Raw genomic sequence first — 25,981 nt, 5'->3', positions numbered from 1 at the left:
AGACCGCGGCATAGTTGCCAGGAAGATCACGGATCATCTCGCCCATCTTCTGATCGCCTGGCCGCACGTATCCGCGACCGTCAGCTCCTGCAGTGCGAGCTCCCTGCGATGCACCTGTGCGACCGCATCGGCCAGAGCGGTCACGAAACGGTCCAGATCGCGCTTGAGCCTGTAGATATGCGGCCAGACCCGCAATCGCTCAGCGCTCTTTGCTGCCGCTACGCGGCAAAATTGCATCAGAAGTCGCCAACTTCAATTTTCGATCTGTCCGTGAAGCGCGACAGGCAGAATGGAGTCGGGTCGACGCTTGCCGCGTCACCTGCGACCAGATCCGCCGCCAGATGGCCAATTCCAGGGCCGACGCCGAAGCCGTGTCCGGAACAGCCTGCGGCGACGAACACTCCACCGATGCTGTCCACCGGTGAAATCACGGGTACGGCGTCCGGTGTGGAGTCGATATATCCACCCCAGGAGGACACGACGCCGGCATCGGCAACGGTGGGGAACAGGGCTTTTACCCGCGTCATGATGGTTGCCACCATTCGCTTGTCCGGCGCAGGATCGAGGACGCGGATTCGCTCAAAGGGGGTCGGCCTGTCGAGATGCCAGCGACGGAGTGTTTCCGGGCCCTGGAAGAACGAGCGGCCTATGCCGATCTCGACGGCCTTCAGCCGTTTCATGAACATCGGCAGAAACGGGCGGACATAGCGGATCCCCTGCGGCGTGATCTCGAGGGTCGCCCTGCCGCTGACCGCGATCGTGTAGCTGCCATCGAGCCGGCGCGTCATGGCAAAGTCGGAAGTATAGACAGCCTCGCCAAAATCCGGTGCAGGAGCGGTCCGTAAGGCGGTCTGACGGACGCTGGCCTGCGGCAGCGAAACCGCATGCATGCGCAGGAAAGCAGAAGCCCAGGCGCCGGCGGCACATAGCACCGCGCTGGTGCGGATAAGGCCTTTCTCGGTGACGACGCCGCTCACTTGCCCATTGGTGATATCCAGGCCGCGTGCCGCGCAGTTCTGATGAATAGTCGCGCCATGCTTGCGCGCGCCCTCGGCGATCCGAGGGGCGGCAAGCCAGGGTTCGGCCTTGCCATCGTCTGCTGCGTAGACGCCGCCCAGCCATTTGCCGCCCGCCGCTGGAACGGCGGCAGCAGCCTCGTCGGCGGTAAGCATCCGCGTATCGACGTCGAACCGCCGCGCAACCTCGCGCCACTTGTCCCATTCGGCGAGCCGCTTCGGATCGTTTGTCGCATAGGTGAGCCCGCAACGGCGGAAGCCAAGGTCGTGCCCAATCTCTTTGGTGAGCTCTTCCCACAGGCGCATCGACAGATTGGCAAGCGGCAACTCACGTGCATCGCGGTTCTGCCGACGGCACCAGCCCCAGTTCCGGCTCGACTGTTCGCAGCCGACATACCCCTTTTCGACAAGCGCCACCGACAGGCCGCGCCGCGCCAGGAAATAGGCTGCGCTGGCGCCGACAATCCCGCCGCCGACCACCACGACGTCTCCTGACTCGGGTAGCGCTTTATCGCTACTGATTTGGTGGATAACAGGGGACATGGCGGCCTCGGCGATCAATGGAGCTAGCAGTATCGGCGATTGGTGCCGCAGAAATGCTCCAACTGGCGCCGATTTTCGGTATTTTTCGCCGAATATCGTGACACGGAACGCGCGCTTCTTTCGTAGTGTCAGTTTTTCCCACTCGAACTGTCCTGGTGCTCCGTGGACTGCCGAAAAATCGCTGCGCCTCGTGTCTTTCCCACGGTCCTTGGCAGGCTCAATGGGGAAATCGTGGACTCCAGCAAGATGCCGCCAGCTGCGGCGCTGCCGCGATTGTGTTGCCCCGGCCCGGCAGCGCGACGGCGACCTTTTCGCAACGGTAGGCCCGCCTGACGTCGCCGGCTGCATTTTGTCCGGTCACACGGATGTGGTCCCGACGACAGAGCCAGACTGGTCGTCCGATCCGGTTCCTGAGCCGATACATCGCCGGGTTGAGCCCGGATTGCCCATGTTGCTCGGCATCCCGCCGTCTGCGCTGGGTGAAGATGTCGCCTAGAAATAGCCGAGGATGGATTTGACCTCGAGATACTCCAACATGCCCTCGATGCCATATTCGCGTCCGTTTCCGGACTGCTTGAAACCGCCAAACGGGGCGTGCGGATCCCAGGCCGGGTAGTTGAGATGCACCTGACCGGAGCGAATCCGTGAGGCCACGTCCCTGACGGCGTTCACATCTTCGCCCTGCACATGGCCCCCCAGGCCGTACACCGTGTCGTTGGCGATGGTGACGGCCTCCTCGATTGTGGCGTAGGGGATGATGCAGAGAACTGGCCCGAAGACCTCTTCCTGGGCAATGCGCATGCTCGTACGCACGTCGGAAAAAATGGTCGGCTTCACATAGAACCCGACGTTCAGATCATGCGCACGACCCGGTCCTCCGGTGAGGAGCCTGGCGCCCTCAGAAATGCCGACGCCGATCATGGTTTGGATGCGATCGAATTGGGCGCGGTTGGCGATTGCACCATGAGTTGTGGCTTCCGAAAGAGGATCGCCGACGACGATCTTGGCCGCGGCCCCCTTGGCGATTTCCTCGATCTCGGAGAGCAGCACGCGTGGCACAATCATGCGCGTCGGGGCGCTGCATGACTGGCCGAGATTGCGGAAGGCGGCGACTACGCCCAGAGAAACGGCGCGATCGAGATCGGCGTCCGGCAGGATCACGTTCGGCGACTTGCCGCCGAGTTCCTGCGCGACACGCTTGACCGTTGGCGCTGCCGCCTGGGCCACAGCAATGCCCGCGCGGGTGGACCCGGTAATGGAGATCATGTCGACATCTGGATGGGAGGCGAGACCCATACCCACGCCTGGACCGTCACCTTGCACGAGGTTGAAAACCCCGGCAGGGAAGCCGGCTTCCTCGATCGACTCGGCGAACAGCAGGGCGTCCAAGGGAGAAAGCTCACTCGGCTTCAGCACGATCGTGCAGCCTGCCGCGAGCGCCGGCGAAACCTTGGCGGTGATCTGGTAAAGTGGCCAGTTCCACGGAGTGATCAAGGCGCAGACACCGATCGGTTCGTGGGTGACGGCAGTTTGCCCCCGCTGCTTGACGAAGCGAAAGTCTGTCAGCACATCGCGAGCGACCTTAACATGCGCGATCGCCAGCGGCACCTGCGAGCTGCGCGCATAGCCGATCGCCGCGCCCATTTCGAGGCTCAGGCATTGAGCCAGCAGTTCGCCGCGCGCCTCGAGCAGCGCTTGCAGGCGATCGAGCAGACCCGCGCGGTCTTCTGGCGTGGTCCGAGCCCAGGGGGCGAATGCCCTGCGAGCCGCTGCAACGGCCGCGTCCACGTCCTCACTATTGCCAAGCGGAAACTGGCTTACGACCTCTTCTGTGGCGGGATTGACGACGACGCCCGTCGCGGTGCCGCTCGGCTCGACCCATTGACCGTCGATGAAAAACCTATCCAGGTGGCCGTTGCGGGACAGGTGTTCGAGGGGCGTCATCACCCTAGATCCTTCATGCGGTAATAGGCGCCGAGAATCGGCAGGAACCAGGGACGCCCGAAATAACCGGGGATCGCTGGCCAGTCGAAATTCTTCCAGGGATTGAGCTCGGGGTGCCCGTCCATGACGTCGGCCATGATGGTGCCCATCAACGTCGACATCTGGGTCCCGTGTCCGCTATAGCCCATTGAGTAATAGATGCCATCGCGCTCTCCGGCGCGCGGCAGGCGGTCGCGGGTCATATCGACCATGCCGCCCCAGCAGTAATCGATCCGGGTGCCGGCCAGTTCCGGAAAAACCTCGACCATCGCCGCCTTCAGTATCCGGCCGCTTTTTTCGTCGGATTGAGGATTGGACACGGCAAAGCGCGCCCTCCCGCCGAACAGAAGGCGATTGTCCGGCGTGAGCCGCCAGTAGACAACGAGATTGCGCGTGTCGACGACCATGCGCCCGGTCGGCATGAGGCGCTTAAGGTGGTCGGGCGATAGCGGCTCGGTCACGATCAGAAATGCGCCGACCGGGATCATGCGCCGGCGGATCCAGCCGAGCGGACCAACCTGGGAAATGCCGCTCGCCAACAGGACCTGCCGCGCAACGATCTTGCCCTTTGGCGTCGTTACCTCATGCTCGCCTGAAACCTTGCGCATCGCCATTACGGGCGAGCGTTCATGGACGTCTGCGCCACGCCGGGCAGCGGCGGTCGCGAGGCCCCGGACGAACCGGCCGACATGCATGCCCGCGCTCTTGGGAAAGAGCAGCCCGCCATGGTAGCGGTTGGTGCCGACTTCGGTTCGCAGGTCGTCGCGCGCGATCATCCTCGTTTCGGGATCGACATTGGCCGCCAGCAGTTCCTGGCTGCGCGCCAGCATGTCGTAATGCTCGGGCTTGGCGGCAAGCTTGAGCTTGCCGACGCGGGAGAAGCTGCAGTCGATCTTTTCTTCCTGCACCAACCGCTCGACCATATCGACGCCAGCGTCGAAAGCCTTGTAGAGCGCATTTGCGGCGGGCTTGCCGTGCTTGCCAGCCATGATTGCATAATTCTGGGCAAAGCCGTTGTTGCACATCCCGCCATTGCGGCCGGACGCGGCGTTGCCGATCGTTTCGGCCTCCAACAGGGCAACCCTGGCGCCCTTTTTGGCAAGGGCCAGCGCGGCGGAGGAGCCGGTCAGGCCGCCGCCCACAATCGCCACGTCGTAGTGGCCTTCGAGCGGTTTGGACGACCTTTCACTGAACGGCTGAGACGTATCCAGCCAGTAAGAAGTAAACTTCATTTTCTTGACCACCAGTGCTGATTGGAGTGGGGCGACATCCGAGGCATAGTTGCGCGCGCCTACCAGCCGCGCATCCGCTCCCAGCGCGCTTCAATCTTGGGGCTGTCCCCGTTGACGACGCTGTAAAAATCATGCTGGGCGGCCATCGCACACGCATGATTGGGCAGAATCCGGACCCGAGACCCGAGCGGCAACTCGGGCATGGACTTTCCAGAACCGGCACGAATGGCGAGGATGCCGTGTTCCTGGCTGGCCTGGGCCACGATCACATCTTCAAGCACCCGTCCCTTTTCGTCGCAGACCACCCCGTAACCTTGGTCGATCTGCTGGTTTGCGGTTCCCCGGTCGCGCGAAAGCGCCATCCACCCGGCGTCAACCAGCACCCATCCCTTTTCCGGCTTGGAGCCGATCACCGTGGCCAATACGGAAATGGCGATATCGTCGCGGTTGCAGACCCCAACCCAGTGCTGGACGAGGTCGAAGAACATGTAGACTCCAGCGCGCAGCTCGGTGACTCCATCAAGATTGTCGGCGAAATGCGCTGTCGGCGTCGAGCCGACGCTGACGATCGGGCAGGCATGGCCATGGGCGCGCAGGATTTCAGCGGCGCGAACGGTGGCTGAACGCTCGTTCTCGCCTGCCTTGACCAGCGCATCGGGCGTGTTCAAGCCATAGGACTCGCCTGCATGGGCGAGGACGCCGGCGAGGTTGGCACCGGCAGCGACGACCCTGCTGGCCACGTCGAGCAACTTCGGGTCGTCCGGCTTCAAGCCACCGCGATGGTCATCGCAGTCCAGTTCGATGAAAACAGATGGCGTCATGCCGGTGGCTTCGCGCACGCCGGCCAGGGCGTCGGCCTGCTCCACGGAATCGAGCAACAGCTTCACATCAGCGCCGGTTCGGCGACAAAGCTCCATGGCACGCATGGCCGAGGCCGGCGAGATGCCGACCGCATAGGTCATGTCTCGAAAGCCATGGCCCGCAAAATACTCCGCCTCGGCGATGGTCGAAACCGTGATCGGACCGGGTTCGCGGTGGAACGCGTATCGGGCGACGTCGATGCTTTTGGCCGTCTTCATATGCGGGCGCAGCACCACGCCAAGCTTCTTGGCGCGCCCAGCCAGACCCTGGATGTTTTGCTCGAGCCGGCCACGGTCCAGAAGCAGCGCCGGGGTGACCAAGGCGTCGATCGTCCTAGCCGTCTCGCTCACTGCCAGGTTTGCCGCCACCTTGTTCATAATCTCATTTCCTAAGTGAACGACTGGTTTGCCAATGCATATATATGGGCTGGCCCCTCGACGGCGGGCCGTTGCCCTTTGACCATGGCGGTCGCACTGCCGGACCGCTGAAGGCCAAGGCTCTCAAGCCAGTCACCCAATCCATCCTCGGCATAGACGTCGATGCGAACGAATTGATCGTGAAGCTTCGAAAGCTGGGCCAGGATCAGAAGCCGCGCGTCTTGGTCGCTCTCGGCTGCACAAGGGCCGACCACATAGCCGCGGCCAAACCTCCTCGCGATAGCGTAGCCTGCAATCCGTCCCCTGCGCTCAATGAGCAGTGCGTTGCCCACATCGGCGAGCGCAGCCACCATCGCCAGCCGGGGCATGCCCGTGGCCGATTCGTCGAAGGCCTGGATCGGCGTGAGGTCGGAGGCTGTCGCTTGACGGATGTCGTCGCCGGTACTCCGCGTCACGGGGACAGTCAGCGAGCCCTGGTGCTGAAGCACCGTGCCCCAGGCAGTGAAGCCGCGTCGCTTGTAGAGCGCCAGCCCCTCTTCGGTTGAGTTGAGCAGCACGTTGCGGCCGTGTGTCGCCTCAAGCAACCCATCAAAGAGCCGGGCGCCGTTGCCACCGCCTTGCGCGGAGCCAGTAACTATGATCATCCCGACCGTGGCATAGGAATGTCCGTAATTCCAGGACATGGCCGTGCCAATCACCTGTCCTGCCCTCTCGAGGACCAGGCCATTGCCGACCATCAGGGCAAATTCCCAATCCTCCTGGCGGTAGGGCCAGGCCATCTCCTGCGACAGCTTCAGCGCGCCCGGCAAATGGCGGGTTTCCAATTTCATCAGCTCGGTCGGGGCGCTGACGATATCTCTGTCATGCTCAACGGTCATAAGGTGCAACGCTGTCACTTGATCCAGAGTCGGATTGAAGTCGGACCTTAGAGTCGCGCCCGGCGGACAGATTTCGCTGCTGTTTTGCCCCTTCAAATCAGCGGGATTGTTCGTTTTAAGCAGTTCCTCGGCATGCCAAATCGCGCAAATCAGGCGAGGAATACCTGGCACTTTGAATCGCCGCTTTGTGGTTGCCCGTGATCGGCGTCACGTCCGCACGATCCCCAATGGCAATGGCATAGCCGCAACACTCCCCGGCGATGAAACGCTTGATGCTCAGGAGGAATTTTGGATGATCTACATCAGCGAAGAGGAGTCAGCCGCCCTCGTCACGCATGAACTTGCTTTCGAGGCGGCGCGGCAGGCTCTCGTGGCATCAGCATCGCGGCAGAATTGGGTCTTTCCTGCTGTTCTCGGGCGCACGCATGATGCGACCAATACTTTCTCAATCAAATCCGGTTCGTCGGACGACCTGACCGGAGTGAAAATCGGCTCCTTCTGGTCGGGCAACCCGGCACGTGGCCTTCCCCGCCACAACTCCACCATCGTGCTGCTCGATCAGCATACAGGTCGGCTCGGCGCCGTAATCGAGGCCGGGAAGGTCAACGCCTACAGGACGGCCGCCGCCGACGCGGTCGCGGCCGATCTTCTTGCGCGCAAGCAAGCCAAGGTTCTGGCGATATTCGGCGCCGGCAACCAGGCGGGCTTCGAAGTGATGGCGCTGGCACGCGTCCGCCCAATCGAAACCGTGCTGGTCGTTGCCCGGCCTTCGTCGCGACGCGACGCTCTTGTCGATCAGATCGGCGAAAGAGGCCTGGATGCGCGCGCTGCCGTGCCCGAAGACGCCGTGCGCGCGGCCGACATCGTGGTGACTGCGACGCCCTCACGCGAACCGCTGTTCGATGCCGCTTGGGTGGGACCCGGAACCCATATCGCCAGCATGGGGTCGGATGTTCCAGGCAAGCGCGAATTGCCGAGCGAATTGTTTCCCAAGGCACGTCTGTTTTGTGATCTGCTTTCCCAGTCCGTCCAGATCGGCGAGTTCCAACACGTGCGCGACGAGATCGACGCCGGCGTGCTTGCGGTAACACCAATCGGCGACGTCATTGAAAAGCGTGCGCCCGGACGCCATTTCGACAACGAGATCACGGTTTTCGACAGTTCCGGTATTTCCCTACAGGACCTCTACATGGCCGACGCGCTGATCCGCGCAAAGGCGTCCCAACACTGATCAGCTTCGCACCGATAGGTCCCGGCCCCGACGGATTTTTCCGCCCTGCTTGAGTGCTCTCCGGCAACAACGTGTCCCGCGCCAGTCTGCAGTCGTGTCAGCGGCGGATACGCCAAGGGTTGCCCGCATGAACCACCGATCGCCCCGGATGTCGCAAAACCGATTGCGATCGGAATGGGCGCGTGTCGCAGTTCGGTGATGCTTTCTTTCCAGCCACGGTAGGGCAGCTACAATCCAGGCCGAATCCAACCTGGAGAATGTCCTGATATTTCCGGTGATCAGCGGCTGGCGCGCCAGAAGGCGATACGGTCTTGCAACCGATAGCCTTGGATAATCGCCGGCATGAACCACGGATTGCCACGATAGAGCGGGATGGCCGAAGGCGGTCGAAAGTCGAACGCCGTGCGCGACTGCTCGCCATGCCCCATCAGCTTGTGCGCCGCACGCATACCGATCCATGGCGCCCAGACCACGCCCGAACCGCAGAAGCCGGTTGCATAGACCATACCGTCCTTTTCGAAGATGCGGGGCAGCATGTCTCGGTTCATCGCCACATTGCCGAACCAGCAATGCGAAAGGCGCACGTTCTCCAACTCCGGGAAAAGGTTCACGAGGCCCTTGCGTAGGAGAAGTTTCGGCGCCGCCGGGTCGCCGACGCGAGAACTGTCACGTCCCCCCAGCAGAATGCGTTTTCCGTCGGGCGAGGGACGATAATAGAAACCGAGTTGCCGGTTCTCGGTGATCGTCATCAGCTTCGGCATCAGTCGCGCCATGACATCGGGCGCAAGTTCCTCGGTCACGATGATCCGGCTGCGGACCGGAACCAGGCGGCGCCGAAGGAAGGGAGCGGCGCCATCGGTATAGCCGTTGGTACAGACCAGAACCTGCCGTGCATCCACCGTCCCTGCCGAAGTCGCGACGCGGAACCCCGAACCATTCCTCTCGATCGACTTGACCACTGTATGCGAATGGACCGTCAACCCGGATGCGAGCGCCACCCGCAGGAGTTCAGCGTGGAATTTTGCGGGGTGCAGCGCGCCAATGTCCATCCGAACGGTTCCGCCGCGGTAGAAATCGGTTCCGATATAATTTCGCTGCTCAGCATGCGGAACGGCGAAGGACTCGATCCCCAGTTTCTTCGCCAGCGTCTCGGCGCCGCGCGCCATCTTCTCATACTGTTGATATCCAAAAGCGCCCTTGAACTGGCCAACCAGTCGGAAGTCGCAGTCCAGCCCTTCGGTCCTGATGAAGTCGTAGAGGAATTCGCGCGCGATCTTGCCCTCGGCCTCGATCGCCATGGCCTTCTCTTCACCGAAGCGCCGGGTGATCGTGGCATAGTCCGGCCGGATGCTTCCGCTGGTAATTCCGCCGTTGCGTGTAGAAGCACCCTCGCCCGGATTCATCGTATCAAAGGCTGCGACCGAGCGTCCTTCGCGCACCAGCACAAGCCCGGCCGAAAGCCCGGCATAACCGGCGCCGACAATTGCCACGTCAAGCTTTTTTGCGAGGGGCTTCCGCGGCAGCGGCATGACGGGCGCCGCTTCCCACCAATAGGGCGTGTTCTTCTCGATTTTGGGCTCGTGCACGTGACTGACTTCTCTTGATGTTCCAGGGATTAAGAAAGCGATCGGTCGCGGTACCTCAAATATGGTCATCTCGTACGTCCAGCGCGTCGCGCAGTCCGTCACCAATGAAATTGAAACTGGTTACCGCGATGGTGATTGCAGCTCCGGGAATGATTGCCAGCCAAGGTGCGCTGCCCAGATATTGCTGGGCGCCATTGAGCATGTTGCCCCAGCTGGGCAGTGGCGGCTGGATCCCGTAGCCGAGGAAGCTGATGTAGGCTTCCATGAGAATGGCGCGCGCGACCGTCAAGGTGGAAGCGACGATAATCGGGCCCATTGCGTTGGGCAGTATCTCGCGGAACATGATGTGCGTGCCGCTCAGCCCCAGCATTCGGCCAGCCAGGACGAACTCGCGTTCGCGTAACGAGCGGACCTCCGCTTCGACGATGCGGGCAACCTCCATCCAACTGGTGAGGGCAATAATGATGGTGATCATCACAGGACTGGGCTTCAGTGCCGCAGCCAGCGCCAGCAGCAGAAAGATCGATGGGAACGACAGGAATCCATCGACGGTGCGCATCAGCGCCGCCCCAACCCAGCCGCCGCGATAGCCTGCAATCACGCCGACCAGCGTGCCGATGAGCGTCGACAACACCATGGCGAAGAAACCCACCAGCAGCGAGATTCGTCCCGCCATCAAGAGTCTTGCCGCAAGGTCACGGCCGAGCGGATCGGTACCTAGAAAGTGATAACCCGTCAGCGGCGGGGCAAAGCGGGCCCGCAGATCGATGTACAGGGAGTCATAAGGCAGGAGATGGGGGCCGAGGACGCAAGCGAGGCTCAGGAAGATGATCATCGCCAACCCGAGCAGCGCCAAGCGATGCCGCATGAAACGAAGTGCCGCGCGGTTGTTTCTCCATCGGCTTGGAGCTGCATTTGCGGTGAGAGCGGTCATATCGGCTGTCTCCTGTCGGGGAAGTTGCGCGCTCAGGCCAGACGAATGCGCGGATCGACAATAGCGACGACAATGTCGGCGATCAGGTTTCCAAGCAGAACGAGGATGGCGGAGAACATCAGTAGCCCCATCACAACCGGATAGTCGCTGTAACCAAGGCTATCGAGGAACAACCGTCCCATTCCCGGCCAGGTAAAGACGGTTTCGGTCACCAGCGCGCCGGTCAGAATGCTGGGAAGCTGCATCCCGGCCAAGGTAATCATCGGCAAAAGCGCGTTGCCAACGACATGCTTCATCAGAATCCGGCGTTCACTCAACCCCTTGGCCCGAGCCGTTTTAACGAAGTCCTGGCTAATGGCGTCGAGTGTCGCCGTCCGCATGTAGCGGCTCCAGATCGCGACATGGACCAGCGACAATACGACACTTGGCAGGATCAGATGGTGGAGATAGCCCAGGATCGAGCTATCGCCGATCTCGGACATATTGCCCGCGGGCAGCCAGCCTAACTTCAAGGAAAAGATGTAGATGCCTACGAGGCCGAACCAGAAGGTAGGGACCGACAATGCGACCATGGCGCCAACGGTTGCGAGATAGTCGAATAGTGAGTAGCGGCGCGTGGCGCCCCGAATTCCAATCCAGGCGCCAATGGAGATCGCAATCGCGGTTGAGGACCCCATCAGCAGCAGCGTGGCGAACAGATGGCTGCCAATGATCTCCAATACCGGCGCTCCGTCGCGGAAGGAGTGACCCCAGTCGCCCCGCACCAGCCGCCATGCCCAGTCCAGATATTGGATCCATATAGGGCGATCAAGGCCCAGCAGCCCCTTGAGGCGCTCGATATCCTGCTGGGTCATTCCGGGATCGAGTCCGAATTGTGCCAGGGGGCCGCCGGGGAGGAGGTTCAGAATGCCGAAGCCGATGATCGAGACGATCACAAGCAGCACCAGGCTCTGCGAGAGGCGATTGAGCAGGAAGCCGCGCATCCGAGTCCTCCATTGTGGGTTGATGATCTTAGTGTGTTGCCGCCGCCGCAGTGGATCGGGCGGCGGCAACTGCGTGGATTAGGCCTTCCACTGCCAGGCCGCGGCATCCCACGACGCGGTGCGGGTGTTGGCGTTGGGCTCGAAGCCGTCCAACCCTTTCTTGCGCCCAAGGACGATTGTGTACGCGAACAGCGGCAGGAAGGGCAGATCATGGCGCACCACTTCCTGCACGCGATTATAGATCCCGCGCCGTTCTTCCGGATCGAAGCTGCGAGCACCCTTTTCGAGCAGGGCATCGACTTCAGGGTTGGAATATTGCCCGGTGTTCGAACCGTGTCCGCCTTGAGCGGCGATTGCCTTCGTATGGAGCCGGTTTGTGGCGTCGGGGTCCGCGGCAATCAGATAGGTGACGCCCACCATGGCGGTGTCAAATTGCGACTTCAGCCAGAACTCGCCCCACATGACTGCAGCCGGCAAATTCGAGATCGTCATCTCGACGCCGATCTCGGCAAACGTCTGCTGCAGGAACTGCTGCGTCTGCTCGCGGAGGTTGTTGCCAGAAGTTGTTGAGTTGGAGAAGGACAGTCGCACCCCATCCTTGGCGCGGATTCCATCCGGCCCCGGCGCCCAGCCGGCCTCATCCAGGATTTGGCGCGCCCGGTCCAGATTGAACTCCTGAACCGGCAGGTTCGGGTCGTAGTAATAGGACTCCTTCGGCATGAAGGTCTCGGTGAGAGTGCCCACGCCGTAATAGATCGTGTCGACGATCGCCTTCCTGTCCAACGCGGCGTAGAGCGCCTGGCGCACTGCCAACTCCTTGAACTGCGGGCGGCCCAAATTGAGGTAGATCGACTCCAAGGATGCCCCTGTCTCCAGTGTCACCACGCGGTCTGGTAGTTCGCGGGCTTCAGTATAATGGTCGGCGGTGATGAACGACTGATCGACCAGGTCCACGTCGCCGCTCTTGAACTGCGTGTAGAGCACCGTCATATCGGGGATGTATTTGAAGATGAGCTGCTCGATATAGGGGCCCTCGCCCGCGTACTCAGGATTGGCGACGAGCTCGATATGATCGCCCGCGACGCGCTGGCTCCATTTGAATGCGCCGGTGCCGACTGGCGCCTGGTTGAACGCGGCTGTATTCGGATCGGCCTCTTTCTCCAGAATGTGCTTGGGCACGATGAAGGTTTCGGCCAAGAACGAAAGATAGGGCGCAAAAGCCTCCTTCATCCGCCAAGTGATCTCGGTGGGCGAAACCACTGTGATGTCCTGCACGAGCGAATGGCCGCTCGTGCGCCAAGCGCGAAACTTCGGGTTCGTGATGAGCTCAAGGGTGAATTTCACGTCCTCGGCCGTGAAGGGCTCACCATCGTGCCAGCGGGCATTGTCACGCAACCGGATGCGCCAGTTGAGACCGTCCTCCGAAATGCCGCCATTCTTCTGGCTTGGCACCTCGGCTGCGAGGTTTGGATGTAGGCCACCTTGGGGATCCATGCGGACCAGCGCGTCGAAAACCGAGAAATGGACCGCGTCATCGACTTCGATATGCGCCATCAACGGATTGAACACGGTCGGCTCTTGCGAGAGGCCGACGACGACGCGACCGGCCGGGCCCGCAGGAGGGGTCTTGGCGAAGGCGGGCTTGCCCAGCAGGTTGGGCGCGATGAGGCCTGCAGCCCCACCTATCGCCATCAGTCGCAGCGCTTCGCGCCTCGAGTAGTTGGACGTAGTCGATGAATTTCTGGTCATGGTAGTTCCTCTCTTGTTATTTCTTATGCGTTTGCTGCAACTGGACGGGCATTGCCCGGCCGCTCTCCTGGAATTGCCGCTACGAGTTGGCGCGTGTAGGCTGCTTGCGGGTTCAGGAATATCTGCGAGGGCGGTCCGCGCTCGACGATCCGGCCCTTCTGCATCACAGCGATTTCGTCGCAGATCTGGCTGGCGACGCGCAGGTCGTGTGTGATGAAAACCATCGACACGCCGGTCTCGCGCTGGATCTGGTCCAGAAGCTGCAGGATCTGCGCCTGGATCGAGACGTCGAGTGCGGAGACCGCCTCGTCGGCAATGAGCAGCTTCGGCTTGAACATCAGCGCACGAGCGATGCCGATGCGCTGGCGTTGCCCACCCGAGAACTCGTGCGGATAGCGGCCAAAGGCGCCGGCATCGAGACCGACATGAGCCAGGAGCGCACGCGCTTCCTCGCGCGCTTGGGCATAAGGCATCCCGTGTGCCACCGGCCCTACCGTCATGATGTGGCCAACCGTTGAGCGTGGGTTCAGCGACGCGAAGGGATCCTGGAAGATCATCTGGATCCGCGGTCGAAGAGGGCGGAACTTCGCTTCGGAAAGCTTGGCTATGTCAGATCCCTCGAACAAAATCCCGCCGCCGTCGCTGTCCAGCAGTTTGATCAACAGCCGGCCCAGCGACGACTTTCCCGAACCGCTCTCGCCTACGACCCCCAGCGTGCGGCCGGGCGCGAGTTCGAACGAGACCTCGTTCACCGCTGTCACAGTCCGCTGCGCGCCGAACAGCGCGCTGCCACCACGATAGGTCTTCACCAGACCCTCAACCTTCAGGATCGGCTCCTTGCTGGCCGACTCCAGACGAGGGCGATCTTCGCCGGTCAAATGCGGTACGGCCGCGATCAGGCGCCGGGTATAAGGATGCTTGGGCGACTTCAACACCTGCTCGGCGCTACCCTTTTCGACGATGTGGCCCTTTTCCATCACCACGACGCTGTCGGCGATCTCTGCCACCACACCGAAATCATGGGTGATGAACATCACGCTCATGCCCTTGCGCCGCTGAATGTCGCTGATCAGTTGCAGGATCTGTGCCTGGGTGGTGACGTCGAGGGCGGTGGTTGGCTCATCGGCGATCAGCACCGTCGGCTCGAGCGCCAAGGCCATGGCAATCATGACGCGCTGCCGTTGCCCGCCCGAAAGCCGGAAAGGATACTGGTGATACATGAGTTGGGGATCTGGTAGGCCCACTTCAGTGAGCAGCTCAACGGCGCGGTTGCGGCAGGTTTGTGGCGTACCGAAGCCATGCGCGGCCATGACCTCGTCAATCTGCGCGCCCACCGTCATCAGGGGATTGAGCGCTGAGAGCGGATCCTGAAAGATCATCGATACGACCCGTCCACGCAGGTTGCGCAGCTTGTCTGGCGACATGCCGATGATGTTCATCCCCTCCAGCTGGATGACACCCGATGAGAGGCGGATCACCTTTGGCAGAAGCCCCATGATCGCGTTCGCCGTGACCGACTTACCCGATCCGGACTCGCCTATGATGCAGAGGATCTGGCCGCGTTTCAGATCAAACGAGATATTCTCGACCGCATGGACCCGCTCCATGCCGGCCGGCAGGCTTACGGTCAGGTCGCGCACCGAAAGCGCAACTTCATGAGGAGCTACAGCTTGGATGCTGGCGATCATCGAGACCTCTCCCTTCTCAGCCGCGCTCTTTAGCCCGCTGCGGATTGCGTTTTCGATCTCCGCCTCGTGGCGATCAATCGGTCAAACTGTTCCCTATCGTGAGCTCTCCGGCTCACTTTCAAGCCTCCCTGTCGTGGCCCTGCGGAGCCTGCCTGCCTCTTGGCGGATGTCCGGGGAGTAACGGACCTTAGTCGACAATGAGTGTGACCCCTTCTGGCCGGCAGAGTCGTTGAAACTTAGCACGCAGGCAGCAGGAACTTCTGCAAAGGAGGCCAAATTTGGCATTTCACTCTGCGCGTTTTCCGCCGCCCGGGTCACGCGACCGCATCCTTCAGACGATAGTATGTGCCTACCGTGGGAGGCATGGGAGGAAACCATGGCTTGCCGGTGTGAATCACGGCCACCTCGAAATCCCCCGAGACCGGATCGGCCACGGATCCGCCAATGGAACCGAAGTATCGTGCCAGTAGGAAGCAAACTTCATTACCGTGTCACCCTCATACTCATCCGGGGTCGATCCGATGCAATGAGTGTATGATCGACTCCGCAGGTGAGGTGCGACCCAACCGGTCATTCGTCGCAACAATTGCCCGTCTTTCATCCCTCAAACGGCAGGATGTTCCGCCCTCGTACAAAGTTCACGGCTTACGGCTGAGGCCCATACGCTAGGCTGCGCTTGGGCAGCAAGACCAGTGTCGATCCGCGTCCTAGTTGACCGAAGCGCCTGAAGACCGTGGCGTGGGGCCAGGTCACTGAATTCTGAGAAGACCGTCTTGCCAAGGTACAATCGGTCGCGCACGAGATTGAGGTCACGAGGCGGCCAGCACCAAAAACAGGGAAGTAACGATGCGCGAATATGAGATTGCCGCCATTCCTGCCGACGGGATCGGCCCAGAGGTCATTGCCGCCGGTCTCCAGGCGCTTAAGGCGCTGCAGCAGCGCTGCGGCGACTTCAAGCTGCGCGTCCAGCACTTCGACTGGGGCTCAGACTATTACAAGGCCCATGGTCGGATGATGCCCGAAGATGGAGTGGCGCAACTGAAGCGCTTCGACGCCATCTTCTTTGGCGCGGTAGGCGCTCCCGATCTGCCCGACGACATCACGCTCTGGGGCCTCCGGCTGCCGATCTGCCAAGGCTTTGATCAGTACGCCAACGTGCGGCCGACCAGGATATTGCCCGGGATTGTTTCGCCGCTGGCGGGCGTTGGCCCTGGCGATCTGGATTGGGTGATCGTGCGTGAGAATTCCGAGGGCGAGTATTCGGGCCACGGCGGCCGCGCCCATCGCGGCCTCCCCGAGGAGGTCGGAACCGAGGTCGCGATCTTCACGCGCGTCGGCGTCACCCGCATCATGCGCTATGCATTCCGGCTGGCGCAGTCACGGCCGCGAAAGCTCCTGACTGTTGTTACGAAATCCAACGCGCAGCGTCACGGCATGGTAATGTGGGACGAAATCGCAGCCGAGGTGGCGCGGGAATTCCCCGACGTCGCGTGGGACAAGATGCTAGTCGATGCTATGACAGTGCGTATGACGTTGAAACCTCGGAGCCTAGATACGATCGTCGCCACCAATCTTCACGCCGACATATTGTCCGACCTTGCAGGCGCGCTCGCGGGCAGTCTCGGCGTTGCACCGACCGCCAACATTGATCCCGAGCGGCGCTATCCCTCGATGTTTGAGCCAATTCACGGCTCGGCATTCGACATCGCCGGCAAGGGTATTGCCAACCCGGTCGCCACCTTCTGGACCGCTGCCCAGATGCTCGAACATCTGGGCGAGAGCGCAGCGGCCGTCCGGTTGATGAGCGCTGTGGAAACGGTGACGAGTGAAGGCGTGCTGACGCCGGACGTGGGAGGGACAGCGACCACGCAGGAAGTGACGGACGCCGTCTGCCGGACGATCCGCGGTTCGAACGTGTGACAGGTTTCCAATGAAGCTCGACAAGATCGACATCAAGATCTTATCCCAATTGCAAAAGAACGGGCGGGTCACGAATGTCGAGCTAGCCGACCTGGTCAACCTTTCGCCGAGCCCTTGCCTGATGCGGGTGAAGAAGCTTCAGGCGGAAGGCTTCATCACCGGCTATTCCGCCCAGATCGATGTGTCCAAGCTCGGACAGACTCTAACGATCTTCACCGAAGTCACGCTCAAGCACCATCAACAGAACGACTTCGCGAGATTTCTCACCGCAATTCAGAAAGTCGATTCTGTCATCGAATGCCATCTGGTTTCAGGCGGTTACGACTACCTAGTGAAGTTTGTCACAGCGGGCATCAGCGAGTACCAGACGATCATGGAGCGCATGATCGAATTGGATATCGGAATCGACAAATATTTCAGCTTCGTCGTGCTGAAGTCCCCAATCGTGAAATCCCATTTGCCTCTCGACATCATTTTCGACAAATGAGAAAGCTGCTCCGCAGTCTTGGACCTGGAGAGCCGCGCGCCAGCGCTCCCTGTTGCTGTTTTCGCTGCGCTTGTGCAACGGCAAGAGAATCCACATACCGGCAAATTGCTTTGCACTTGGCAGACGGCGGCATCACCTGAGGATTTGCTTTGGGGCCGCTAACGCGCGTCGCGTTCGACCGGCCTCGTGCGACGCGCTTTAGGTTCTTGTTTTCTTTAGGTTCTTGTTTTGATGCATGTCGTTATCGCAAAACCGCTGCACACTTTTGCGCGACATGCATTAGGCGTCTACCGCAGTGACCGAGGTCGCTTCGGCGATGGCAATGATCATCCCTTCATCGCTGACCGAACGTCCTTGTCTTCGAGGGTTTGATCCAGCGTCATTCGGGTACGTTCGAGGATTCCATCAATATCGTCCTCGGTGCAGCAGAGCGGCGGCGCAAAGCCGAGGATGCCGCTGTTGAAGGAGCGGATGACAAGGCCGTTCGCCCACGCGCGCTCGAAGATGCGGCGCCCCGGATCGGCCGCCGCCGGCAGCGGCGTTTTGCGCTCCTTGTCGGTGACCAACTCAATTGCTGCCAGCATGCCGCGACCGCGGATGTCGCCAACCAGCGGGTGGTTGGTGAGCGAGCGAAGGCCGTCCATCAGGCGCTTCCCGGCCTTGCGCCCATTCTCGAGCAAGCTGTCTTCATAGAGACGGAGGCATTCGAGCCCGACCGCCGCGCTCACGGGATGGGCCGAATAAGTATAGCCATGGCCGACAGCCGCTTTGCCGGCTCCGTCCGCGATGGTATTGTAGACGTGGTCCGACATGAAGACGGCGCCCATCGGCACGTAGCCCGAGGTCAGTCCCTTCGCCGTGGTTATGAAATCCGGCACGACCTCGTCTTCCTCACAGGCGAAGAGGGGGCCGGTACGGCCAAAGGCAGTGATAACTTCGTCGACAACGAACAGAATGTCGTGTTCCTTGCACACGGCGTGCAGAGCCTTCAGCCAACCCGTTGGTGGAACGAGGACACCGCCCGAACCCTGGATGGGTTCGGCGTAGAAGGCCGCAACGCGGCCCGCGCCGAGTTCCGCGATTTTGGCCCGCAGGGCCGCGACCGATGCATCGATGATCGCCTGCGGGTCGGAACCGACGGGATTGCGATAGGCGTAGTGCGAAGGAATTTTGTGCTGCCAGTCGTATGGCACGCCGAAACCCGCATGGAAAGCCGGGATCGCGGTCAGACCTGACCCTGCCGTCGAGGATCCATGGTAGCCATACTCGACCGAGATGAACTGGTCCTTTTGCGGCGTACCCGTGGCATGGTAGTAATAGCGAATGAAGCGGATCGTACTGTCTATCGCGTCGGAGCCGCCAAGCGTGAAATAGACATGGTTCAAATCGCCGGGCGCCAGTTCGGCAAGCCTGGCAGCAAGGCGAATGGCAGGCTCGGATCCCAGCCCGAAATATCCCGTCGCATAGGGAAGCTCTCTTAGCTGCTTTGCGGCTGCTTCAACGACGCTTTCCTGGCCGTATCCGATGTTTACACACCATAGACCGGCGAATCCGTCCAGCAGGGTTTTCCCGCTTGCATCGGTCACTGTTGCGCCCTTGGCGGATTTGAGCACCCGCACGCCCGTCTCCTCGTGGCTCCGATAGCATGAAAACGGGTGAACCAGATTTGCGCGATCGAGTTCGATCAGTGAGTTTGCCAGCATTTCTTCCTCCGATTCAGCGTAGTGCCTGACTGACGAGAGCATAAGTCCGGTGTGGTGTGGTTTCGTCCTTCAGCTCATCTGCGGTTCGTCGCATCATTATGCCACCGACGACGTGAGCCAGGCAGGACGGGTGAGCCATTCGCCGATATCTGTAGATTCGGTGTCGATACGGACAAACTCGCCCGCACTGTCGGCCAGCAGGAAGTCGATCAGGTTCGGTGCTTCGGAATTGCTTCTCGCCACCACCGGCCCACCAACCTGCCGCGACAGTTCGACAACACCGCTCAGATGCGCCATTGTCATCGTTTCCAGCGTGATCTGCTGCGCGGTCATGGTTCATTCCGGGCCTGAATTCTCCTAGGCCCAAGATAGGCTGCCGCGGACAGCAGTTCCTCCCGACCAGAACCTGAGCGATAGGCGTTTTGACTTTCCTTTGCCGCTGGCGCCGTATCTTATGCCGACGCACGGCTGAAAGGTCGCGCTCCCGCCGAAGCTCGAAACGAACTCAGGCGCAACTCTCTGCCAAAGCTCTCACGCAATACAAAACAATCTGCTTCAGGGCACATCGAATGCGGCGACTAGTCTTCTCGGTTCTCACTATGATCCTTGCTGTTAAAGGCACGCTGTGCCGACAGGATTGGAAGGATCGACGCTCATGACCCAGTTCAGACCGAAATACATCACCTTCGACTGCTACGGTACACTGACCAACTTCGACATGGCGGGCGCGGCGAGACGCGTATACGGCGCGCAGCTCTCTCCAGCTGGGATGGCGCAGTTCATCAGGGATTTCTCGGCCTATCGCCTCGATGAGGTTCTTGGCGCCTGGAAGCCGTACAGCGAGGTCGTGCACAATTCTGTGGAACGGACCTGCAAACGCAACGGCGTCGCATTCCGGCCCGAGGATGCCCAGCGCATCTATGCGGAAGTGCCGACATGGGGTCCGCACCCGGATGTCCCGGCGGGCCTGGCCAAGGTCGCCAAGGAAATCCCGCTGGTGATCCTGTCGAACTCCATGAAGAGCCTGATCATGTCGAACGTGGAAAAACTCGGCGCGCCGTTCCACATGGTCATCACGGCCGAGGAGACCGGCGCCTACAAGCCTTTGATGAAGGGCTTCGAATATATGTTCGAGAAGCTCGGCTGCGGCCCGGAGGACATTACGCACGTGTCGTCCTCATTTCGCTATGATCTCATGACCGCCTATGATCTCGGTATCAAGAGCAAGGTCTGGGTGAACCGCGGCCACGAGCCTGCAAACCCCTTCTACGAATATACCGAAATCAAGGATATCGGCGGTCTGGCCGGCGCCATCGGACTGGAGCCCGTTCGGGAATTCGCCTGAACGTCTGTTTGCTGGCGCAGTCGCGCCAGACTGAGGTGCTCCCAAAACGTTGATAATCACTGGTCGCAATAGAGAAAGGGGCGGTTTTCACCGCCCCTTTCTTTGTTGTTCCAACGCTTTAGGGGCTGCAAGTGTTTCCACCTGCTTGCAAGATAACTAGTTAAGCCCGCCAACATGAAGCGTCTTGACCTCGAGATATTCCTCGATGCCGAGCTGCGATCCTTCGCGCCCCACTCCTGACTGCTTGACACCGCCGAAAGGCGCAACCTCGGTCGAGATCATGCCTGTGTTGAGCCCGACCATACCGAACTCCAGCGCCTCGGCAACACGCCATGACCGTTGGAGGTTGTCGGTGTAGAAGTAGGCGGCAAGGCCGAACGGCGTACCGTTCGCGATGGCGATGGCCTCTTCCTCCGTCTCGAAGCGAAAAAGCGGCGCCACCGGACCGAACGTCTCTTCCGATGCCAGGAGCATCTCGGTAGTAGCCTCTCCCAGCACGACGGGCCGTGCATATTGCTTGCCCTCCGGCACCGTCTCGCTCTGGGCGATGATCTGCGCACCTTTCGCCTGTGCATCCGCGATGTGACGCTCGATCTTGTCGATCGCGGCCGCGTTGATCATCGGGCCGATCTCAGTGCCCTCGTCGGTCCCTGCGCCAACCCTCATCCGCGTGACGCGCTGGCTCAGCTTTTCGGCGAAAGCGGCGTAAACGCCTTCCTGCACGAGAATCCGGTTCGCGCAAACGCAGGTTTGACCGCCATTGCGGAACTTGGATGCGATCACCCCTTCAATTGCCTTATCCAGATCGGCGTCGTCAAAGACGATGAAGGGCGCGTTGCCGCCAAGCTCCAGGCTCAGCCGCTTGATGCTATCGGCCGCGCCACGCATGAGCAGCGCACCGACGCGGGTCGAACCGGTGAACGAGATCTTGCGCACCGTCTCGTTGGCCATCAGCTCTTTGCCGATCTCCGCCGGCATGCCGGTTACGATGTTGATAACGCCTGCCGGGATGCCGGCTCGGTCCGCCAGGACGCCGAGCGCGAGCGCCGAGAATGGCGTAAATTCCGACGGCTTGATGACAACCGTGCAACCTGCGGCCAGCGCCGGTGCTACTTTGCGCGTGATCATCGCGTTGGGGAAATTCCACGGCGTGATGATGGCGCAGACGCCGACGGGTTCTTTCAGCACCAGAATGCGGCGATCGGCCGTGGGTGACGGAATGGTCGAGCCACCGATCCGGCGCGCCTCCTCCGCAAACCATTTCACAAAAGATGCGCCGTAGCGGATTTCCGCCAACGCCTCGGCAAGCGGCTTGCCTTGTTCCAGCGTCAGCAGGAGCGCGAGATCCTGTTCGTGCTGGCGGATGAGGTCGTGCCAGCGCTCCAGAAATCCTGCACGCTCGGCATGGGTCCTTTTCTTCCAGCCTTTGAAGGCCTCAGCCGCAGCGTCGATTGCGGCTCTCGTCTCGTTCTCCGCCATTTCGGGAACGGTGCCGAGAACACTTTGGCTGGCAGGGTCAATGACATCGACCACGCCCTTCGTTTCCGCATCCCACCAGACACCGCCAATCAGCGCCTGCTGGCGGAAAAGGTCGGAATCGTTGAACATACCAATCTTCGTCATCGCATTCATGGTCTTTCCTCTGCTCTTTCAGGTTAATCCTGCCAGCACGGCCTGCGTGATTGTTTCAGTCCTGTCCTTGCCTGCGATCGTGCCAATCCCCCGCGCGGTTGCGGACTCGATCGCCGACATCACTTCTGCCGCAGCCTGCCCCTCACCCAGATGCCCGAGCATCATCGCACCGGACCAGATCGCGGCGATCGGATTGGCGACGCCGAGATGCGCGATGTCGGGCGCCGAACCATGGACCGGCTCGAACATGGAAGGCGCGCTGCGATCGGGATTGATATTGGCAGAGGCGGCATAACCCAGCCCGCCCTGGATGGCCGCTCCAATATCAGTGAGGATGTCGCCAAACAGGTTCGAGGCGACGATTACGTCGAGGCTTTCCGGCGCCAGCACCATGCGGGCAGCCATGGCGTCGATGTGGTAGTGCGAGACCTCTACATCGGAATAGTCTTTCGCTATCTCGCGCGTGACCTCATCCCAGAAAACCATAGAATGTTTCTGCGCGTTGGATTTGGTGACAGATGCCAGCTTCTTGCGGCGCGCCCGCGCCTGTTCGAAACCGAAACGCATGATCCGTTCGACACCCGCACGCGTGAAGATTGCTGTCTCAATCGCGACCTCATTGGCTGTGCCGGAATGGACGCGCCCGCCGGCGCCGGAATATTCGCCTTCCGTATTCTCGCGGATGCACAGGATGTCGAAACCATCGGAGCGGAGGGGCCCCTGAACGCCCGGCAACAGCCGGTGCGGTCGTATGTTGGCGTACTGCGTGAACCCTTTGCGGATCGGCAGGAGCAATCCGTGAAGCGATACTGAGTCGGGCACTTCTGCGGACCAGCCCACAGCGCCGAGATAGATCGCATCGAATTTTCGAAGTGTCTCGATGCCGTCTGACGGCATCATTGCACCGGTCTCCAGGTAGTAGGCGCACGACCATGGGAATCTTGTGTCAGCAAGGGCGAAACCGCCCCGCTTAGCCGCCGCCTGCAGCACCTGCCATGCCGCCTGCGTCACGTTCTTGCCGATGCCGTCGCCGGGGATGAGCGCTATCTTGTAGGTCTTCATTGATGGAGGTCCTCGTTCGCACTAGCGTCATCGGAACAATAGTGGATCGCCCGCCGCATTTTCGGTCGAGGATGAGCCGCCCGACGGCGTCGAATCGCGTCAGGCGGAACTTGGAAAGCCGATTGTTCTGGAACCGCCGCGCGCTCTATTCGGCCGGACCTTGAGCACTGAACTCAGTCATAAACGCTGACGTAGATCTTGCGTACGGTCTCGATCGTGCGCCAGACGCCGACGAAACCCGGCTTCATCACGAAACTGTCGCCGGCGCGGTAGGTCTTGGTCTCACCGCCCTTCTCCTCGATTTCGACGAGACCCGAAACGATGTGGCAGAACTCGTAGATAGTTCCCTTGATCGAATGCGTCTCGCCGGGCGTCGCTTCCCAGACGCCGGTCAGAACTTTCTCACCTTTTGAGGCATCCTGCGCCCAGGTCTTGAAGGATGGAGTGCCGGAAATGAGCCGCTCCGGAGCCGGTAATGCCTCCTTCGGCGCGAAGTCTGGAACTGTGTCGATCGTGATCAGAAGTGACATGTGATGTTTCTTGGTTAGTAGCCGAGTGTCCGATCGACGAGGCCGATCAGTTCTTCTCCGGCGCGGTGGCGCCGGATATTGTCCACGACGGATTGTGCCGCCGTATGCGGTTGCGTCACCGAGGCGATATGCGGCGTTATCATCACCTTCGGATGCGACCAGAGCGGATGGTCTTCCGGGAGCGGTTCTGGATCAGTGACATCAAGCATCGCCGCAGATACATGACCGATGTCGAGCGCGTTGATCAGCGCGGCCTGGTCTAGTTGCGGACCTCTGCCGACATGCAGCAGCTGCGCCCCGACGGGCAGTAAGTCGAAGAACTCTGCATCGAGCATGCCGTGCGTTTGTTCCGTGAGCGGGAGCAGGCAGACGAGAATATCCGTTTGCTTCAGAAAGCCCGCGAGTTGGTCCCTGCCGTGAAAACAGGCGACGTCCTCTATCCGCTTTTCGCTGCGGCTCCACCCGGCAAGCGGAAACTGGAACGGCTTCAAGCGCTCGATAGCCGCGCGGGCCAGCATGCCAAGGCCGAGGAAGCCAACCCGGCGTTCGGCCGCCTGTCGACCGGCAATCGGTTGCCAGAGGCACCTTTTCTGCTGCTCGAGATAGGCGGGCATCTGCCGGTGGAGCGCCAACACGCCGAGCGCGACGTATTCCTGCATCATGCGTATGATGCCATCCTCGACCATGCGCACCAGCTTCACATGGCTTGGCACCACGTCCTGCTTGAACTGGTCGACGCCCGCGCCGGTGGAAAACAGCACTTCCAGATTGCGGTAGCGCGAAATCTCGTCCGGCACCGTCCAGGTAATGAGATAGCGCACCTTCTCTGGCTCCATTTCATCGCCGGAATGGAGGAATTCCAGATCCGGGATCTGGCGCGCAAATATCTCGCGGAAGACCGCGGCACGCGCGGCATCGGAATTGAAAAGAAACGCCATGGTGACCGCCCCTTCCTTCAGGCCGCAAGAAGCGCGCCGAGCCCCTCGATCATCTTCCGGCAAGCGGCGAGTTCACCGATCTCGATATATTCGTCGGCACGATGGGCACGGCCGATATCGCCGGGGCCGCAAATGACCGCATCGATTCCGGCCTGCTGATAAAGCCCGGCCTCCGTACCGAAGCTGACGGCTGTCAGCGGCTCCTGCCCCGTCAGCTCCGTCATAACGGCCGCTAGATCCCTCCCATTCGCGGGCGCAAGGGCGGGATAGGAACTCAACTCGTGCCACGCCACATCGAAGCCACTGTCGCGCAGATCGAAAAGCCGGGCCTTGACCGGCTCAAGCAGGGAGGATGGAGAAACGCCGGGCACGGCACGCACCTCGACGTCAGCGGTGCAACGGTCGGGGATGATGTTGACGGCTTGTCCACCGGCGATGACGCCCACCTGCAAGGAAGAATATGGGGGCTCGAAATTATCATCGAACGGCCCGTCGGCGAGGGATTGGCCATAGGCCACGACGTGCGTGATGACACCGGCCATGGCGTGCACCGCATTGAGTCCGAGATCGGGGCGTGACGAATGGCCGGATCGCCCGATCACCTCGAGCCGTGCGGCCGCCTTCCCCTTGTGCGCGCGCACAGGCTGCATCCGGCTCGGCTCGCCGATAATCGCGCCAAGCGGCTTCTCGCATAAGCTCGGCAACGCCGCTAAGAGGTGCGGCACGCCACGGCAACCCGCCTCTTCGTCATAGGAGAACGCGAGATGAACTGGCTGTCGCAGATTCATCGCCAAAAGTTCGGGAAGCACGGCCAATGCGCAGGCGAGAAAGCCCTTCATGTCGGTGGTGCCGCGGCCGTAAAGCCTGCCGCCCTCGCGGCGCAGGACAAACGGATCCGAGCTCCATTCCGGCTCGCCGGCCGGCACGACATCCATATGTCCAGAGATGATATAGCCCCGAGCCTGGCGCGGGCCGATCGTGACGAAGAGGTTGGACCGGTCACCCTCGGGTCCGGGGAGAACTGTCACCTCGGCTCCTGCCGCCTGACAGTAGTCGCGGATCCAATCGACGATCGCGCTGTTTGGCGTGCCCACAACAGAGGGAAATGCAACCAGAGTCGCGAGGATTTCTTCCACGTTCATGGCGGTCGCTCTGCTTGCACACTATCACCGGTCGCGACCAGCCTACCCGTATGGAGAAGTGTTCCCTGCCGAATCGCGCCGTGCTTTGGCCGAAGATTGCGAAAAAGCACCTCAAACCAGCGAAACCTGCTGGCTTTCCCCTGTAAAGATGCTGCAAAAGA

At 61.1% G+C, this 25,981-nt stretch carries 22 protein-coding genes; 4 read left to right on the top strand and 18 right to left on the bottom strand.

The window, feature by feature from the left end:
- Positions 1 to 33 precede the first annotated feature (33 nt).
- The 6 genes from NKH63_RS12915 to NKH63_RS12890 form a co-directional block, all read right to left on the bottom strand.
- A complete protein-coding gene (locus NKH63_RS12915) occupies positions 34 to 237 on the bottom strand; it encodes a hypothetical protein (RefSeq protein WP_023718583.1) in 204 nt (67 codons plus the stop codon).
- Complete coding sequence (locus tag NKH63_RS12910; protein ID WP_352483219.1) at positions 237 to 1,559, bottom strand: NAD(P)/FAD-dependent oxidoreductase; 1,323 nt, start codon at positions 1,557 to 1,559, stop codon at positions 237 to 239. Before NKH63_RS12910 ends, NKH63_RS12915 begins: the two co-directional genes overlap by 1 nt.
- Positions 1,560 to 2,051: 492 nt before the next feature.
- Positions 2,052 to 3,506, bottom strand: coding sequence for an aldehyde dehydrogenase family protein (locus tag NKH63_RS12905; protein WP_352483213.1), 1,455 nt, complete (start codon positions 3,504 to 3,506; stop codon positions 2,052 to 2,054).
- Complete coding sequence (locus tag NKH63_RS12900; protein ID WP_352483212.1) at positions 3,503 to 4,774, bottom strand: NAD(P)/FAD-dependent oxidoreductase; 1,272 nt, start codon at positions 4,772 to 4,774, stop codon at positions 3,503 to 3,505. Before NKH63_RS12900 ends, NKH63_RS12905 begins: the two co-directional genes overlap by 4 nt.
- Positions 4,775 to 4,833: 59 nt before the next feature.
- Positions 4,834 to 6,012: an alanine racemase gene (locus tag NKH63_RS12895; RefSeq protein WP_352483211.1), complete on the bottom strand. Its 1,179-nt coding sequence runs from the start codon at positions 6,010 to 6,012 to the stop codon at positions 4,834 to 4,836.
- Between the two features lie 11 nt (positions 6,013 to 6,023).
- Positions 6,024 to 7,061 (bottom strand): GNAT family N-acetyltransferase, encoded by a 1,038-nt coding sequence (locus NKH63_RS12890; protein ID WP_352483210.1) that lies wholly within the window; start codon positions 7,059 to 7,061, stop codon positions 6,024 to 6,026.
- 121 nt (positions 7,062 to 7,182) lie between these two features.
- Between NKH63_RS12890 and NKH63_RS12885 the strand changes: the two genes are divergently transcribed.
- Positions 7,183 to 8,121, top strand: a complete 939-nt coding sequence (locus NKH63_RS12885; protein WP_352483209.1) for an ornithine cyclodeaminase family protein — start codon at positions 7,183 to 7,185, stop codon at positions 8,119 to 8,121.
- Positions 8,122 to 8,399: 278 nt separating this feature from the next.
- On the opposite strand, the gene NKH63_RS12880 is transcribed toward NKH63_RS12885, so the two are convergent.
- The 5 genes from NKH63_RS12880 to NKH63_RS12860 all read right to left on the bottom strand — a co-directional run bounded on the left by NKH63_RS12880 (position 8,400) and on the right by NKH63_RS12860 (position 15,061).
- Entirely contained in the window at positions 8,400 to 9,650 is a 1,251-nt protein-coding gene (locus tag NKH63_RS12880; protein WP_502896329.1) for an NAD(P)/FAD-dependent oxidoreductase, read from the bottom strand.
- Positions 9,651 to 9,762: 112 nt separating this feature from the next.
- On the bottom strand, positions 9,763 to 10,641 hold the full coding sequence (locus NKH63_RS12875; RefSeq protein ID WP_031193877.1) for an ABC transporter permease: 879 nt from the start codon (positions 10,639 to 10,641) through the stop codon (positions 9,763 to 9,765).
- 32 nt (positions 10,642 to 10,673) lie between these two features.
- Positions 10,674 to 11,624: an ABC transporter permease gene (locus NKH63_RS12870; RefSeq protein ID WP_023718593.1), complete on the bottom strand. Its 951-nt coding sequence runs from the start codon at positions 11,622 to 11,624 to the stop codon at positions 10,674 to 10,676.
- Between the two features lie 78 nt (positions 11,625 to 11,702).
- Positions 11,703 to 13,373, bottom strand: coding sequence for a peptide ABC transporter substrate-binding protein (locus NKH63_RS12865; RefSeq protein ID WP_031193878.1), 1,671 nt, complete (start codon positions 13,371 to 13,373; stop codon positions 11,703 to 11,705).
- Between the two features lie 23 nt (positions 13,374 to 13,396).
- Entirely contained in the window at positions 13,397 to 15,061 is a 1,665-nt protein-coding gene (locus tag NKH63_RS12860) for an ABC transporter ATP-binding protein (protein ID WP_352483207.1), read from the bottom strand.
- Between the two features lie 846 nt (positions 15,062 to 15,907).
- Between NKH63_RS12860 and NKH63_RS12855 the strand changes: the two genes are divergently transcribed.
- Both NKH63_RS12855 and NKH63_RS12850 read left to right on the top strand, forming a co-directional pair.
- Positions 15,908 to 16,981, top strand: a complete 1,074-nt coding sequence (locus tag NKH63_RS12855) for a tartrate dehydrogenase (protein WP_352483206.1) — start codon at positions 15,908 to 15,910, stop codon at positions 16,979 to 16,981.
- 10 nt (positions 16,982 to 16,991) lie between these two features.
- A complete protein-coding gene (locus NKH63_RS12850; RefSeq protein WP_023718597.1) occupies positions 16,992 to 17,468 on the top strand; it encodes an Lrp/AsnC family transcriptional regulator in 477 nt (158 codons plus the stop codon).
- Between the two features lie 326 nt (positions 17,469 to 17,794).
- Here NKH63_RS12850 and NKH63_RS12845 read toward each other — a convergent pair whose 3' ends face one another.
- Together NKH63_RS12845 and NKH63_RS12840 are read right to left on the bottom strand one after the other, a co-directional pair.
- Positions 17,795 to 19,171: an aspartate aminotransferase family protein gene (locus tag NKH63_RS12845; RefSeq protein WP_352483205.1), complete on the bottom strand. Its 1,377-nt coding sequence runs from the start codon at positions 19,169 to 19,171 to the stop codon at positions 17,795 to 17,797.
- Positions 19,172 to 19,267: 96 nt separating this feature from the next.
- Positions 19,268 to 19,504 carry a hypothetical protein gene (locus NKH63_RS12840; protein ID WP_023718599.1) on the bottom strand — a complete coding sequence of 79 codons (237 nt, stop codon included), beginning with the start codon at positions 19,502 to 19,504 and terminating at the stop codon, positions 19,268 to 19,270.
- A gap of 322 nt (positions 19,505 to 19,826) precedes the next feature.
- Between NKH63_RS12840 and NKH63_RS12835 the strand changes: the two genes are divergently transcribed.
- The gene (locus NKH63_RS12835; protein WP_352483204.1) at positions 19,827 to 20,516 is read left to right on the top strand and encodes a haloacid dehalogenase type II; all 690 of its coding nucleotides are present in this window, start codon (positions 19,827 to 19,829) and stop codon (positions 20,514 to 20,516) included.
- Positions 20,517 to 20,672: 156 nt separating this feature from the next.
- Here NKH63_RS12835 and NKH63_RS12830 read toward each other — a convergent pair whose 3' ends face one another.
- The 5 genes from NKH63_RS12830 to argE form a co-directional block, all read right to left on the bottom strand.
- The gene (locus NKH63_RS12830) at positions 20,673 to 22,148 is read right to left on the bottom strand and encodes an NAD-dependent succinate-semialdehyde dehydrogenase (RefSeq protein ID WP_352483203.1); all 1,476 of its coding nucleotides are present in this window, start codon (positions 22,146 to 22,148) and stop codon (positions 20,673 to 20,675) included.
- A gap of 18 nt (positions 22,149 to 22,166) precedes the next feature.
- Positions 22,167 to 23,210 (bottom strand): tartrate dehydrogenase, encoded by a 1,044-nt coding sequence (locus NKH63_RS12825; protein WP_023718602.1) that lies wholly within the window; start codon positions 23,208 to 23,210, stop codon positions 22,167 to 22,169.
- Positions 23,211 to 23,383: 173 nt separating this feature from the next.
- The gene (locus NKH63_RS12820) at positions 23,384 to 23,740 is read right to left on the bottom strand and encodes a cupin domain-containing protein (protein WP_023718603.1); all 357 of its coding nucleotides are present in this window, start codon (positions 23,738 to 23,740) and stop codon (positions 23,384 to 23,386) included.
- Between the two features lie 14 nt (positions 23,741 to 23,754).
- Entirely contained in the window at positions 23,755 to 24,678 is a 924-nt protein-coding gene (locus tag NKH63_RS12815; protein WP_352483202.1) for a 2-hydroxyacid dehydrogenase, read from the bottom strand.
- A 17-nt stretch (positions 24,679 to 24,695) separates the two neighbouring features.
- Complete coding sequence (argE, locus tag NKH63_RS12810; protein WP_352483201.1) at positions 24,696 to 25,820, bottom strand: acetylornithine deacetylase; 1,125 nt, start codon at positions 25,818 to 25,820, stop codon at positions 24,696 to 24,698.
- Positions 25,821 to 25,981 lie beyond the last annotated feature (161 nt).

The sequence above is a fragment of the Mesorhizobium sp. M0960 genome, from assembly GCF_040319055.1.
GTDB lineage: Bacteria > Pseudomonadota > Alphaproteobacteria > Rhizobiales > Rhizobiaceae > Mesorhizobium.
Note: the sequence above shows the minus strand (reverse complement) of the source record. Positions and strands in the feature narration are given on the sequence as shown.